Consider the following 13,746-nt stretch of genomic DNA (forward strand, 5'->3'; position numbering starts at 1 on the left):
GTCTGGTATCAGTCGAATAGCACGTCGGCGCTCTGCGCCACGCCGTCGGCATTGCCGGCCCACAGCTGGGCCTGGCCCGGTGCGCTGATGCGCCCGGCCACTTCGAACGGGGTTGGCACGGTCAGTGGGCGCACGCCGCGGTAGGCGAAGTGGCGCACGTGCTTGCCGGGGTTGGCGCGGATGAACGCACGCAGGTTCAAGGTGGCGATCATCGGGCCGTGCACCACCAGGCCGGCGTAGCCCTCGGTGTCGCTGACGTAGGGGAAGTCGTAGTGGATGCGGTGGCCGTTGAAGGTGACGGCGGAGTAACGGAACAGCAGGGTCGGCGTCGGCGTGACCGCCTCGCGCCAGTCGGCCGGCGCCTCGGCCGGGGCGCTGCCGAGCTTGGGCGGGTTGGGTTCGCGGTAGACGATATCCTGCTCTTCGCGCACGCACAGCTGGCCGTGCTGCGAGTAGTCGTGGCGTACGGTGACGAACAGCAGGGCGCCGGTACGGCCGTGCTTTTCTTCGATGTGCAGGATGGTCGACAGGCGATGGGCCTCGGCGCCGACGGTGAGCGGGGCGATGAACTCGACCCGGCCGCCGGCCCACATGCGGTTGCGGTTGTCGGCCGGGGGCAGGAAGCCGCCGCGTGCCGGGTGGCCATCCGCGCCCAGTTGCGATTCGGCCAGCGGTTCCTGGAAGAAGCACCACATCCACAGCGGGGGCAGCGGTTGGCCGACGGCGGGTGCGGTTTCACCGAAGGTGGCGGCGATGCGCTTGATCAGGTTGCGGCTGAGCTCATCGACGGCCTCTTCGGTGCGGCCGATCCAGGCGCTGTAGTCGATGGGCGGGTGGGAAGCAGTCATAACCAGGGGCCTCTGCATTTGTTGTTATGGGCCGATCATGCGAGGCGCCCGGCATTCTGTGAATTTGCATTTGTGTAAGGCGGCGTTCATGTATGCTGAACGCCACCGCCACGACTGGACCTCCCCATGCATTTCGACCTGGCAGACCTGCGGCTTTTCATCCATATCGGCGAATCGCCAAGCCTGACCCAGGGCGCGCGCCGGGCGTTCCTCTCGCCGGCTGCGGCCAGTGCGCGGATCAAGGCGCTGGAGGCCCAGCTCGATACCCGTCTGCTGTACCGTGACAGCCGGGGCGTCGAGCTGACACCGGCGGGGCACAAGTTGCTGATGCATGCCCGCCTGATCATGCGCCAGGTCGATTACCTGAAAGCCGAGTTCACCCAGTTCGGCACCGACCTGGCCGGGCATATCCGCATCTTCGCCAACACCACGGCGGTCACCGAGTTCCTGCCGGAAGTGCTGGCCGGTTTCATGGCCAAGCGCCCCGGAGTGACCGTCGGCCTGCAGGAGCGCCTGTCGCGGGACATCGTGCGCGGTGTGCTCGATGGCAGCAGCGACATGGGCATCATCGCCGGGCCGGTGGAGGCCAGCGGCTTGCAGGTGATGCACTTCAGCACCGACCGCCTGGTGCTGATCGTGCCGGCGGGCCATGAACTGGCGGGCCGCAAGACGGTGTCGTTGAAGCAGACCTTGGCCTTTCAGCATATCGGCTTGCACGACGGCAGCACCTTGCTGAGCTTCCTGCGCGACCATGTGGAACGCATGGGCCTGAACCTGTCACTGCGCATTCAGCTGTCCAGCTTCGAGGCGATCTGCCGGCTGGTGGAGGCGGGGGTGGGCATCGGCATCATCCCCGAGTCGGCGGCGCTGCGGCACAGCCAGACCATGGAGCTGGTGACCATCAGCCTGGATGAGCCATGGGCGGTGCGCGAACGCAGCATTCTGGTGCGTGAACTGGAGGCGTTGCCGGGGACGGTGCGGGCGTTGATTGCGACGTTGATGCCAGAAGCTTGATATCAGCGGCGCTGGCCGTTTCTTGCTTGCGCTTGCTCTTGCTCTTGCTCTTGCTCTTGCTCTTGCTCTTGCTCTTGCTCTTGCTCTTGCTTTGGCTTTGGCTTTGGCTTCTAAGCGCGCGGTAGTTCAGGCGACGCAAATTGCGACTTCAGGAGGCCGAACGCAGGTCTTGCGGAGGGAGGTGACGGGCATGGATGCCCGTCAAGCGCTGGGCCCCAGGTTGGGGCCTACAACTTGCTGCGCAAGTCTACATCTCGCGCCTTCGGCTGCGCCGAAGGGGTGCTGCGCACCCTGGCCCTCCAGGCGCCTGCGTTCGGCCTCCTGAAGTCGCACTCTGCGTCGCCTGAACTATCGCGCGCTTAGAAGCCAAAGCCAAAGCAAGAGCAAGAGCAAGAGCAAGAGCAAGAGCAAGAGCAAGAGCAAGAGCAAGAGCAAGAGCAAGAGCAAGAGCAAGAGCAAGAGCAAGAGCAGGGTTGGCGAAGTTGCAGGCGTTTCGTGAGTGGCTCTTGGCGAGGCGTACAGTACTTGATCAGAGTCCCAGGGTAAGTGGTGCGTCCTTGATCCAGAGACGAGCCCCCTGAGCGCCGGCGCTGGCTTGCAAGGGCGTGCCTGCCGGCAGGCGCATCCAGCTCAGGGGCTGAAGGCTGAAGTCCGCGCTGGCCAGGCTGCCTTGCAGAAGCAGGCATTCCAGTCCGCGCCGGTTGTCCAGGCAGACAGAAGCACCGGGTTGCAGGTGCTTCAGATGAACCTGTTCATGTGCATTCGAAAACAGCAACTGGTCGCCTTGCGCTGATAAGGTAGCGACGAGCTGCTGGTCATCTTCAGGATGAAACTGCTGCAGGCGGACGAAGATCGTGCAGCCCTCCCCAGACCTTGGCGCGTGCGCGCTACCGGGTGGATTGCGGACATAGCTGCCCGCCGGGTACTGGCCGCGCTCATCCTCGAACACACCTGCCAATACCAGGAATTCTTCGCCGCCAGGGTGCTGGTGGGCGCTGAAATGGCTACCGGGGGCATAGCGCACCAGGCTGGTGGCGCGGGCCTTTTCGCCGCCAATGCGAAACAGCGGGCGGCGCTCTACGCCGGGCAGGGGGCTGGCCAGCCAGGGCAGGTCGGCACCGTGCATGATGGCGGGCAGGGACAGGTCGGCGTTCAGGCGGTCCGGGAGCATGGCGGTTTTCCGGGTATTGAAGGGGGGGCGGTACCAGCCCTCTTATGATCAGCTGTTGTCAGGTATCGATAAAGCTTCTAAAACACCGACAAACAAGAATTTCCATCTCAGAGGTGTCCACACCATGAGTGTCCGCAGCACCGCCATCGCCGGTCAAGGCAACAAAACCTGGCTATGGCCGGCCCTGTTCAGCCTTGTGGCCTTCGCCGCCAACTCGGTGTTCTGCCGCCTGGCCCTGCGCGATGGGGCGATCGATGCCGAGTCGTTCACCGTGGTGCGCCTGGCCAGCGGGGCGGCGTTTCTGCTCTTGCTCGTCGCCTGCGCAAGCCGGGCATGGCCATTGGTGGCAGCTGGAAGGGCGGGCTTGCGCTGTACCTTTATGCCTACCTGTTTTCCGTGGCCTACCTCCAACTGGGTGCCGGCGTCGGTGCCTTGCTGTTGTTCGGTGCCGTGCAGATCACCATGTTCGCCTTCGCCTGGTTCAAGGGCGAAGGCCTCAGCGCACGCACTCTGCTGGGCATGCTGATCGCTTTCGCCGGCCTGGTCCTGCTGCTGTTGCCTGGCGCAGAAGCGCCACTGCTGCTCAGTGCCCTGGTGATGGCGGCTTCCGGTGTGGCCTGGGGCGCCTATTCGCTGCTGGGTAAAGGCTCGCCCAATCCACTGGCCGACACCGCCGGCAACTTCCTTCGCAGTTGTTCGAAGGCAAAAACCTGTCAACAGGCCCGGTGTGCCCGGGCCTGACGTAGGTGATCGTGCCGGTCAGAAGAAGCTGCGCTGGGCCTTGAGGGTGACCATGCTTTCGCAATAGGTGTTGATGCCGGCATAGGCGTCGCAGCCGCTGCCGCTGAGGTCGGAGTTGCTGTAGATCAGGTTGAGGTCGATGCCCAGCCAGGGCCGCGACAGCTCCAGCGACCAGTCGGAAAACCCGCTGATCTGGCTGCCGTCGCCGATGGTGAACGGGGTACCCAGGCGGTGGTGGGCAAGCTTGACGGTCAGGTCGACATCGAACAACGGCAAGTGGCCGAAGTCGGCGAACAGGGTGCCGGTGTGGTTGTCCGGGTTGTCGCGCCAGGCGCCGCCAAAGCGGCTGCCAAGCACCGAAATGCCGCCGTACAGGGCGTAGCTGTCGGGGCCGGCGATGTTCGGCTGGCTGTAGTGGATCAGGCCCACTTCGTAGCCCAGGGTGCTGTCGAAGTGGTGCTTGTAGCCGGTGTAGCTGTCCAGGCGCAGGGTGGAATCGGGCGTCACGCCCATGCTCGGCGCGTACTGGCCGAGGTACCAGCCGCTGGGGTGGCTGAGGTCGAGGCCGCCGTGGAAGGCGCCCACCGCACTTGGCGAGATCAACCCCTGGGCCATGCTGCGCGAGGGGGTGGTGCCGAGGGTGAAGTCGAAATCGCCCAGTTGGCGCTGGATCTGTTGCGCGTGCAGTGCCGGGCTCGAGAGGAGGGCCGCAGTCAGCAACAGAAGGGGCCTGGTCATGGTCACCGTCCTGGAAGGCTTGCTCTTGAGCGGCCGAGGATACCTGTGTCGGTTGCCGGGTGGCTACTGAAGGTGGCCATTACTCGACCATTGGTCGAGGGCAGTTCATGCCCCGATTGGTTCGGCGATTTCGATCAGGTTCAGGTCAGGGTCACGTACGTACACCGAGCGGATCGGGCCGGTTGCACCCGTGCGGGCAACGGGGCCTTCGATGATGGGCCATTGCACCTTCTGCAGGTGAGCGATCACTTGTTCCAGGCCGACCTTGCTGATGAAGCACAGATCCAGGGCGCCAGGTACCGGCAGATGCGCCTTGGGCTCGAACTCATGGCCGCGGATATGGATATTGATTTTCTGGTTGCCGTAGCGCAGTGCCAGGCGGTTGTTGCCGAAGGTTTCCAGCTGCATGCCCAGCACACGGGTGTAGAAGTCGGTGCAGGCATCGATGTCGGTGGTGGTGAGGACCAGGTGGTCCAGGTGATCGATCATTGGCCAGCCTCAGTGACAGGGACTGACGGCGATCAGTCCGGGCAGGGCCATGATAGTGCGCTGAGCCGGTCTTTCAACTCAGCCTTTGATTGCAGGCCGGGCTTCGGCGACATCGGTGACCACCTGTTGGCTCGCGGAGCGTTCGATGACGCGCTTGCGCAGTTCGTATTCGTCCAGCGACAGGCCCTGGCGCTGGATGGATTCGAGTTGCAGCTGGCGGGTTTCTTCTGCGGTGTAGGGGCGCAGTTCCGGGTGGCTGGCGCAACCGGTGAGCACGGCGATCGCGGTGACGGAGAGGGCAGCGAGCAGCAGGCGGGCCGTGGTGTTCATCGGGGGAAGCTCCAGGATTCGGGCGGTGGGAATCGATGGAGCTAGGTTATTGATTGCTGGCGATCGGTAGAAATTGGTGTTGTCGATAGTGACTATTGAGGGTGATGCAAGTCTTGAACCCGCACTCTTTCACACCGTTCTTTCTGGATGCCGAAGCTTGCGAGAAGTCTGTGGGAGCTGGTTTACCGGCGATGGGCCGCATAGCGGCCCTGTCTACATGGAGGCTGGCTTTCATGACGTTTTTGCCGTGGATTAGGCAGGTCTTTTCCCAAGGGGGTGGAGTCGGTCGAATCTTTATTGATAGAAGTAGACTTTTTTGCGCTTCCTGATGAAGCGTATGGGTTCGTCGCGGGGGCACTCTATGTCCATGCGAATGTACGGGACGACGCCGCGAGGATGGCGCTAGTGGAAATCGAGGTGGCAGCGGGGACGTTGGAACTGGATGCGCGAAAGACCCTGAATGGGCCGATTTTCTCTTGGCGTTGCGCCAAGGTATCTGGCAAGGGACGCCCCCGGTAGATGCAAAGTGAATTTCAAACGGCGCCTGATGATGATTGGTTAGTTGAGCAGCCGTGCAGTTGCGCTACGCTGGAAAAACATTGCCGTGGCGCTTTACCTGCCCGCAGGAGCGCAACATGAACTTTCTTATCGAACAGGCCAGCGTACAGGGACGGCCAAGCTGGCTGGTGCATGCCTGTGGCATGACGTTCACCTTTCCCACTCAGGATGCAGCGCATAACTTTGCCAGCAAATTGGCAGAGCGAGTCGATGCGCCTCATCCGTTGCCGCCGGAAACGTTGAAGTACTGGACTGCGCAACATGCGCGTTTGAAACAGGGCATCCGTTAGTTCAGACCAACCCCGAGGGGCCGCGTATGAGTGGACGTGCACTGGAACCCATCGATCGCATTACCGAAGTGATGTTCGGGCTGCTGATGGCCACTACCTTCACCGGCTCGCTGAGCGTGGCCACGGCCGGCCGGGAAGATGCCCGGCTGATGCTGATCGCGGCTTTTGGCTGCAACCTGGCCTGGGGCCTGGCCGATGCGGTGATCTACCTGCTGCGCACCTGGACCGAACGTACCCGCAGCCGCACCTTGCTGGCCCGGCTACTGGCTGACGAGAACGGCCGCGAAGGGCGCCAGCTGATCGCCGATGCGCTGCCGGCGCGCATTGGCGAAGTGGTGGATGAGAACGGCCTGGAGCTGCTGAGGATCCACCTGTTGCGCAACGGCCAGCAACCGCTGCCCGCGCGGCTTGGCCTGCAGGACTTCAAGGCGGCACTGGCGACCTTTCTGCTGGTGGTGCTGGCGACTTTCCCACTGGTGATCCCGTTCCTGCTGATCGCGCACACCGGCACTGCCATCCGGGTCTCGAACCTGGTCGCCCTGGCCATGCTGTTCTTGGCCGGCTGGCTATTGGCGCGCTACTCCGGAGGGCGCGGTGTACTCACCGGCGTGATCATGACGCTGGTCGGGGTCGCACTGATCCTGGCCATCATCGCCCTGGGTGGCTGATGCAGGGTCAGTACTTTATGTCCCTGGCGCGTTCACGGCCTTGTTGTTTGGTGTGGCGTTTGTCCTGACGGCAGCCGGCGTTGCTTTTCTGGTCGGCATGGCGGCAGTCCTGTTTGGTCTGACGCGCGCCTTGGCGGGTTTCCTGGCGCACTTCGCGGGCTTGCTGGCGCCGTTCGGCGCGGTCGGTAACCGCCGCCCAACTTTGTAACGTGGTGGCGCACAACAGTACGGCCAGGCAAAAACGCCAGGCTCTTGAAGTTGCCATGGTGGGCCTCCTGTTGGCTGGGTTAGTTACCGAAAAGGGGGGCAGTACACGTTAAGTACAGTTCCGTTTCGATAGGCGATTTAGATTTAAAGGCAGTAAGCCTAGTTGCCATTAGTGCGTTGAAATCCAATGTACGACAGTGGTCGAAAATGGCGCCTTTGCTACCCTTATCGCACACTCTTTTCTCGCGGTATGGCCAGATGGGGAACTGCGATGCGCATGCCATTGTTAGGTGTCATGTCGATAGTGTTGTGCCTTAACGGTGTTACCAGCCTGGCACTGGCCGAAGACTTGCCGGCCCCAGACCCGGCGCCTGCCGAAGCCAAGCAGGCAGTGTTCAACCAGGAGCAGCTCGACCAGATGCTCGCGCCGATCGCGTTGTACCCCGATCCGCTGCTGGCCCAGGTGTTGATGGCGTCGACCTACCCAGGGGAGGTGACCGAAGCGGTGGCCTGGTCCAAGGCCAACCCCAAGGCCCAGGGCGATGACGCGGTCAAGCAGGTGGCCAACCAGACCTGGGACCCAAGCGTGCAATCATTGGTGGCGTTCCCGCAGGTGCTGGTGGTACTCGGCCAGGACCCGGTCTGGGTCCAGCGGCTGGGTGATGCCTTCCTGGCCCAACCCGATGACGTGATGGCCGGCGTTCAGCGCCTGCGCCACCAGGCCCAGGCGGCCGGCAACCTGACCAGCAACCAGTACCAGAACGTCACGGTGCAGGCCGCGCCCGCAGCGGCGCCGGCTGCGGCCAGTTCGGGCGGGTCGCAGAGTGCGCCAGCCAGCAGTTCATCGACCAGCACCATCATCATTCAGCCGGCCGACCCGCAGGTGGTGTATGTGCCCACCTACAACCCGACCACCACTTACGGCACCTGGGCCTATCCTGCCTCACCGCCGGTGTATTACCCGCCGTCGCCGATGTACTACGCGGGCACCGCGCTGATGGCCGGGCTGGCGTTTGGCGCCGGCGTGGCGATCATCGATTCGGTGTGGGGCGATTGCGACTGGAACAACGGCGACGTCGATATCGACGTCAACCGCTACAACAACATCAACGGCAACAACCGCATCACCAACATCCAGAACAAGTGGCAGCACAACCCCGTGCACCGTGACGGCGTGCCCTACCGCGACAACCGCAGCCGCCAGCAATACGGCCGCCAGCTCGACGGCGCCAATCAGCGCGCCGCGTTCCGTGGCGATGATGCCCAGCGTGCCCAGGCCCGTGATCGCGCCCGCAGCTCGATGGACCGGGCGGGTATCGAGCGCCCGGCCACCAGCAACCGCGAAGCCCGCGACAGTGCACGCCAGGCGCGGGCCGAAGGCGGCGTGGGCAACCGCGTGCAAGGCGCCAACAACAATGCGCGCCCCGCCGACCGCCGCGCAGAGCCGCGCAACACCACCCGCGACAACGCGCAGGCGCGCAACCAGGTCAGCCAGCGTCGGCAGGGTGAAGGCCAGGCCCGTCAGACCGTGCAGAACCGCCCGGGCAACACCGCAGGCCGGGCCCGCAACAATGCCTTCGACGGCGTTCGTTCAGCATCGCGTACCACGGCGCAGGCCAACCGCGGCCGCACCAGCCAGTCTTTCGCCCAGCGGCCCAGCGCCTCGCGTGCGGCCGGGCATCAGATATCCCGGCCCAGTGCGCCGGCACGTCGCGGTGGGGGAGGTGGCCGTCGATGAACAACAAGACCACGGTTGCTGCAGTGCTGATCGGCCTGGGCATGGCCTGGGCCAACCTGGCCGCTGCGCAGGAAGCATTCCCGACCCCGGAAAAGGCGGTCGAATCGTTTGTCCAGGCGCTGGGCGTCGAGCACGCCGACGAAGCGCGCCTGGCGCAGTTGCTGGGTGATGACTGGCGCACCTACATACCCCGCGAAGGTGTGCAGCGCAGTGACGTCGATGCCTTCCTGGAACAGTACAAGGCCCGGCATCAGATCGACAAGCAGGGCGACAGCAAGGCCATCCTGGCGGTGGGCCCCGAGCACTGGACCTTGCCCATTCCGCTGACCAGGGCCGCCAACGGCTGGCGCTTCGACCTCAAGGCCGGCAGCGCCGAAATCCGCGCCCGGCGCATCGGCCGCAACGAACTGGCGGCCTTGCAGTCGGTGCTTGCCTATCACGACGCGCAGATGGACTACGCCTCAAAGGACCGCAACGGCAACGGCGCGCTGGAATATGCCCAGCAGATCTTCAGCACCCCCGGCAAGCATGACGGCTTGTTCTGGGAAGACGAAGAAGGCGGCGAGATCAGCCCGCTGGGGCCGCTGTTCGGCAAGGACGTGGTGGGTGACGCCTGGTACGGCTACCACTTCCGCATCCTAGATGGCCAGGGCCCGTCAGCACCGGGCGGCGCCTACAGCTACCTGATCGGTAACCAGATGAGCCGCGGTTTCGCTTTGGTCGCCTGGCCGGCGAAGTACGCCGACACCGGGGTGATGAGCTTCATGATCAGCCATGACGGGCAGGTGTTCGAAAAGGACCTGGGGCCGCAGGGCGACAAGATTGCCAAAGCGATGAAGCGCTTCGACCCGAATGACAGCTGGAAAGAAGTCGACGTCGACGCCAGCGAATGAGGGCCGGTCAGCGCCCGCAGCGGAGGCTGGGTGAAAACTACCCAGCACTGTTCCGCCTTGGTGCATGCTCGCCTCAAAACAGGTCTTGGCGCACAGGTTTGTTTCGCTGAATCGGCATAAGAGTGTGCAGGTTGAACAGGGATGGTTGTGCCGATTGCCTGCAAATTTCCCGTTTTTCGCGGTTGGCAAAAGCGGCCCGCATATTGCTCCCTGCTGTCGCAACGACAACCCGGAGCACCGTGCCATGAGCTCACCTACCGAATTCCCGCTTTGCGAAGCCCCACGATCATCGCGCAAGGGGCTGCTGCCCATTGCCATGGTGCTGTTCAGCTTTACCTTCTTCACCGGCACCATGTTCGCTGGCGGCAAGCTGGGCATGGCCTTCACCTTTGTCGACATGCTGTGGGTCGCCGCCATCGGCAACACGCTGCTGGCGCTGTATGCCGCGGCGTTGGCCTTCATCGCCTCGCGCAGCGGGTTGAACACCGTGCTGATGGGGCGCTTCTGTTTCGGCGAGGCGGGCAGCCGGCTGTCCGACTTCATCCTGGGCTTCGCCGAACTGGGCTGGTACGCCTGGGGCACCGCGACCGTGGCGATCGTGCTGGTCAAGCTGCTGGGCCTGGCGGGTGGTTTCACGGTGCCGTTGATGGTGCTGTTCGGCCTGGGCTTCAGCATCACCGCAATCATCGGCTTCAAGGGCCTGGACCTGCTGTCGCGGGTGTCGGTGCCGCTGATGTTCGCGCTGCTGCTGGTGTCGATGTACATCGCCACTGCCGATGCCGGTGGCTTTGCCGGCCTGGCGGCGGTGGTGCCGCACGAAACCATGACCTTCTCGGCCGCAGTGACCATGGTCTTCGGCACCTTCGCCAGCGGCGCCACCCAGGCCACCAACTGGACCCGCCTGTCGCGCAGCGGGCGGGTGGCGGTGGTGGCCAGCATCGTCGCCTTCCTGCTCGGCAACGGCCTGATGGTGGTGGCCGGGGCCTGGTGCGCGATGGTCTACCAGCAGGCCGACATCGTCGAAGTGATGATGCTGCAAGGCCTGTCGTTCGCGGCGGTGGTGATGCTCTGCCTGAACCTCTGGACCATCCAGGGGCCGACCATCTACAACGTTTCGGCAGCCGCCTGCCATCTGCTGCGCAGCGAGCGTCGACGCACTGCCACGCTGGTGGCGGCGGCGGTGGGCATCGTGCTGGCGATCGGAGGCATGTACGAACTGCTGATCCCGTTCCTGGTGCTGCTGGGCTCGATCATTCCGCCGGTGGGCGGGGTGATCATGGCCGACTTCTGGTACCGCCACCGTGGCAAGTACCCTGCGCTGGCCTCGGTGCAGTTGCCGCGCTACAACTTCATGGGGCTGGGCGCCTACGCGCTGGGTGCGGTGCTGGCCTACGCCTCGCCTTGGGTCGCGCCGCTGGTGGGCATTGGCGCCTCGGCCCTGTGCTACATCGTCATGCTTGAACTCAGTGGCCGGCGCCGGGAGCTGGGCCAGGCGGGCATCGAGCCGTGAGCCTGGCGCTGGACGAGATCCTGCAACTGCCGGGCCTGCAGGAAATGACCGTGCGTGCTGGCGCGCGCAACCTGCAGCGGCGGGTGCGCTGGCCCTACGTGGCGGAGAACGAAGGCATCGCCGAATGGGTGATGGGCGGTGAACTGGTGTTCGTCACCGGCATCAACCACCCGCGTGGCGAGGCCAACCTGCTGAGCCTGGTCGAAGACGGCGAGGCCGTGGGGATTGCCGGGATGGTGATCCTCACCGGCGGCACCTTCATCCAGGCCATCCCGCACGCCGTGGTTGCCCGCGCCGAGCAACTGGGCCTGCCGTTGATCGAGCAGCCTTACGCCCTGAAGATGGTGGTGGTGACCCACCTGATCGGCACGGCCCTGGTCCAGATGAACCAGGTGCGCCGGTCGCGCGACGACATCCTCGGCCAGTTGCTCAGTGGCGACTATCCAAGCCTGGCCATCGCCCGCCAGCGTGCCGCGCACCTTGAGCTGGCACTGGATGAGCCGCGCCGGGTGGTGGCGCTGCGCCTGCTGCACGTCGAGCAGTTGTTCGAGCGCCATGGTCTGGCCCAGGGCGAGCGCCTCTGGCAGACCATACGGCAGGCATTGGAAGACCAGCTCGAAGCCTGGTGCCGCGAGCGGCCGGGGACGGTGACGGCGCAGTTGCCTGGCGACCTGCAGGTACTGTTGCTGGCGGATGCCGCCGACTTGTCGGTGACCCTGGGCGCGCTGCACCGGCAGTTGAGCGCGGTGGTCGGGGAGCTGGCCCTGTACATGGGCCTGTCGAGCCTGGCCGGTGATTGCGCAAACTATCGGCAGGCGCTCAGCGAGGCGCGCCAGGCCCTGGAGGTGGCGCAGCACCTGCACCCGGCCAACGGCTTCTGTGACTTTAGCGAACTGGGCGTGCTGCGCCTGCTGCAAGGTATCGTCGACCGCTCGCTGATCGACGATTTCGTCGCCCAGACCCTCGGCCCGCTGATCACCCCCGGGCGCAAGCAGCCGCATGTGCTGGTGCACACCCTCGATGCCCTGCTCAAGGAAAACGGCAACGGGCTCAAGGCGGCGCAGCGCTTGGGCCTGCACCGCAACACCATCAACCAACGCATTCAGCGCATCGAACAACTGAGCGGGCAGTCCCTCGACGACCCGCTGTTTCGCATGAACGCTTCCGTCGCCATGCTGGTATGGCGCATGAACGAAGACCAAGCTAAGGAGTAACGCCATGAACATCATCAACGCCCGCCTGCGTGGCAAGACCGGCCTGTTCCGCATCGAGCTGGACGGCGAGCGCATCGCCGCCATCACGCCACAGGCCGACGTCGCCGCCCTGGCCAGCCCGGATGACCTGGACGCCCAACAGAACCTGGTGGTGGCCCCGTTCGTCGAGCCGCACATCCACCTCGACGCCACCCTCACCGCCGGAGAGCCGAAGTGGAACATGAGCGGCACCTTGTTCGAAGGCATCGAACGCTGGGCCGAGCGCAAGGAAATCACCACCCACGACGACATCAAGACCCGCGCCACGAAGACCATCGGAATGCTGGTGGACCATGGCATCCAGCACGTGCGCACCCATGTCGATGTCACCGACCCCAAGCTCACTGCGCTCAAGGCCATGGTCGAGGTGCGCGAAGAAGTGCGCCATCTGGTCGACCTGCAGATCGTCGCCTTCCCCCAGGAGGGCATCGAGTCGTACGCCAATGGCCGGGCACTGATGACCGAAGCGGTGGCCATGGGCGCCGATGTGGTCGGCGGCATTCCGCATTTCGAGAACACCCGCGACCAGGGCGTGGCGTCGATCAAGTTCCTCATGGATTTGGCCGAGCGCACCGGCTGCCTGGTGGACGTGCATTGCGACGAAACCGACGACCCGCAGTCGCGCTTCCTCGAAGTGCTGGCCGAAGAAGCGCGGGTGCGTGGCATGGGGGCGCGGGTCACGGCCAGCCACACCGTGGCCATGGGTTCCTACGACAACGCCTACTGCTACAAGCTGTTCCGCCTGCTGAAAATGTCGGGGATCAACTTCGTCTCGTGCCCCACCGAAAGCATCCACCTGCAAGGGCGCTTCGACGGTTACCCCAAGCGCCGCGGGCTGACCCGCGTGGCCGAAATCGACCGCGCCGGGATGAACGTGTGCTTCGGCCAGGATTCCATCGTCGACCCGTGGTACCCGCTGGGCAACGGCAACATCCTGCGCATTCTCGAAGCCGGGCTGCACATCTGCCACATGCTCGGCTACGAAGACCTGCAACGCAGCCTGGACCTGATCACCGACAACAGCGCCCGCACCCTCAACCTTGGCGAGCGCTATGGCATCGAGGTCGGGCGGCCGGCCAACCTGCTGCTGCTGTCGGCACCGGATGACTACGAGATGGTCCGCAGCCAGGGCCATGCGCTGGTGTCGGTGCGCAACGGCAAGGTGCTGATGCGCCGCACGCCTGCACAAGTCGAACGTTTTGCCTGACAGCGCTGGCAAGCGGTAACGAAACCCGCGCGTCATGGCGCGCGGGTCTTGTCCAGACGCATTGCTGAAACACACCCGTACGCCAGGCTCA

The 13,746-nt window shown here is 64.4% G+C and carries 15 protein-coding genes and 1 pseudogene; 9 read left to right on the plus strand and 7 right to left on the minus strand.

Annotation, left to right across the window (positions count from 1 at the left end; genetic code table 11):
• Positions 1-8 precede the first annotated feature (8 nt).
• Positions 9-848, minus strand: coding sequence for a MaoC family dehydratase N-terminal domain-containing protein (locus tag CAF78_RS25170; protein WP_085679391.1), 840 nt, complete (start codon positions 846-848; stop codon positions 9-11).
• Between the two features lie 126 nt (positions 849-974).
• Here CAF78_RS25170 and CAF78_RS25175 point away from each other — a divergent pair, with 126 nt between their 5' ends.
• Positions 975-1,862, plus strand: a complete 888-nt coding sequence (locus tag CAF78_RS25175; protein WP_085679394.1) for a LysR family transcriptional regulator — start codon at positions 975-977, stop codon at positions 1,860-1,862.
• A gap of 529 nt (positions 1,863-2,391) precedes the next feature.
• Here CAF78_RS25175 and CAF78_RS25185 read toward each other — a convergent pair.
• A complete protein-coding gene (locus tag CAF78_RS25185; protein WP_085679399.1) occupies positions 2,392-3,033 on the minus strand; it encodes a cupin domain-containing protein in 642 nt (213 codons plus the stop codon).
• Between the two features lie 124 nt (positions 3,034-3,157).
• Here CAF78_RS25185 and CAF78_RS29145 point away from each other — a divergent pair.
• A pseudogene (locus tag CAF78_RS29145) lies at positions 3,158-3,726 on the plus strand (EamA family transporter); the annotation flags it as partial.
• A 66-nt stretch (positions 3,727-3,792) separates the two neighbouring features.
• Here the strand turns inward: CAF78_RS29145 and CAF78_RS25195 are convergent.
• From CAF78_RS25195 to CAF78_RS29150, 4 genes are all read right to left on the minus strand, one after another.
• Positions 3,793-4,512, minus strand: a complete 720-nt coding sequence (locus CAF78_RS25195) for a TorF family putative porin (RefSeq protein ID WP_085679402.1) — start codon at positions 4,510-4,512, stop codon at positions 3,793-3,795.
• A gap of 105 nt (positions 4,513-4,617) precedes the next feature.
• The gene (locus CAF78_RS25200; RefSeq protein ID WP_085679405.1) at positions 4,618-5,001 is read right to left on the minus strand and encodes a VOC family protein; all 384 of its coding nucleotides are present in this window, start codon (positions 4,999-5,001) and stop codon (positions 4,618-4,620) included.
• 78 nt (positions 5,002-5,079) lie between these two features.
• Positions 5,080-5,331, minus strand: a complete 252-nt coding sequence (locus CAF78_RS25205; protein ID WP_085679408.1) for a hypothetical protein — start codon at positions 5,329-5,331, stop codon at positions 5,080-5,082.
• Positions 5,332-5,625: 294 nt separating this feature from the next.
• Positions 5,626-5,706 (minus strand): DUF6708 domain-containing protein, encoded by an 81-nt coding sequence (locus tag CAF78_RS29150; RefSeq protein ID WP_371856880.1) that lies wholly within the window; start codon positions 5,704-5,706, stop codon positions 5,626-5,628.
• A gap of 260 nt (positions 5,707-5,966) precedes the next feature.
• Between CAF78_RS29150 and CAF78_RS25210 the strand changes: the two genes are divergently transcribed.
• Together CAF78_RS25210 and CAF78_RS25215 are read left to right on the plus strand one after the other, a co-directional pair.
• A complete protein-coding gene (locus tag CAF78_RS25210; RefSeq protein WP_085679411.1) occupies positions 5,967-6,179 on the plus strand; it encodes a hypothetical protein in 213 nt (70 codons plus the stop codon).
• 26 nt (positions 6,180-6,205) lie between these two features.
• Positions 6,206-6,847: a VIT1/CCC1 transporter family protein gene (locus tag CAF78_RS25215; RefSeq protein WP_085679414.1), complete on the plus strand. Its 642-nt coding sequence runs from the start codon at positions 6,206-6,208 to the stop codon at positions 6,845-6,847.
• A gap of 7 nt (positions 6,848-6,854) precedes the next feature.
• Here CAF78_RS25215 and CAF78_RS25220 read toward each other — a convergent pair whose 3' ends face one another.
• A complete protein-coding gene (locus CAF78_RS25220; protein WP_143515116.1) occupies positions 6,855-7,112 on the minus strand; it encodes a hypothetical protein in 258 nt (85 codons plus the stop codon).
• Positions 7,113-7,325: 213 nt separating this feature from the next.
• Between CAF78_RS25220 and CAF78_RS25225 the strand changes: the two genes are divergently transcribed.
• The 5 genes from CAF78_RS25225 to codA all read left to right on the plus strand — a co-directional run bounded on the left by CAF78_RS25225 (position 7,326) and on the right by codA (position 13,655).
• Positions 7,326-8,792, plus strand: a complete 1,467-nt coding sequence (locus CAF78_RS25225; RefSeq protein ID WP_085679417.1) for a DUF3300 domain-containing protein — start codon at positions 7,326-7,328, stop codon at positions 8,790-8,792.
• Complete coding sequence (locus CAF78_RS25230) at positions 8,789-9,685, plus strand: DUF2950 domain-containing protein (RefSeq protein WP_085679420.1); 897 nt, start codon at positions 8,789-8,791, stop codon at positions 9,683-9,685. The genes CAF78_RS25225 and CAF78_RS25230 overlap by 4 nt, the downstream gene beginning before the upstream one ends.
• Positions 9,686-9,929: 244 nt before the next feature.
• Positions 9,930-11,195, plus strand: coding sequence for a cytosine permease (gene codB / locus CAF78_RS25235; protein WP_085679423.1), 1,266 nt, complete (start codon positions 9,930-9,932; stop codon positions 11,193-11,195).
• Positions 11,192-12,409, plus strand: a complete 1,218-nt coding sequence (locus CAF78_RS25240) for a PucR family transcriptional regulator (RefSeq protein WP_085679426.1) — start codon at positions 11,192-11,194, stop codon at positions 12,407-12,409. Before codB ends, CAF78_RS25240 begins: the two co-directional genes overlap by 4 nt.
• 4 nt (positions 12,410-12,413) lie before the next feature.
• Positions 12,414-13,655, plus strand: a complete 1,242-nt coding sequence (codA, locus tag CAF78_RS25245) for a cytosine deaminase (RefSeq protein ID WP_085679429.1) — start codon at positions 12,414-12,416, stop codon at positions 13,653-13,655.
• The last annotated feature ends 91 nt before the right edge of the window (positions 13,656-13,746 follow it).

The organism is Pseudomonas sp. R28(2017) (assembly GCF_002112505.1).
In the GTDB taxonomy this organism is placed as follows: domain Bacteria; phylum Pseudomonadota; class Gammaproteobacteria; order Pseudomonadales; family Pseudomonadaceae; genus Aquipseudomonas.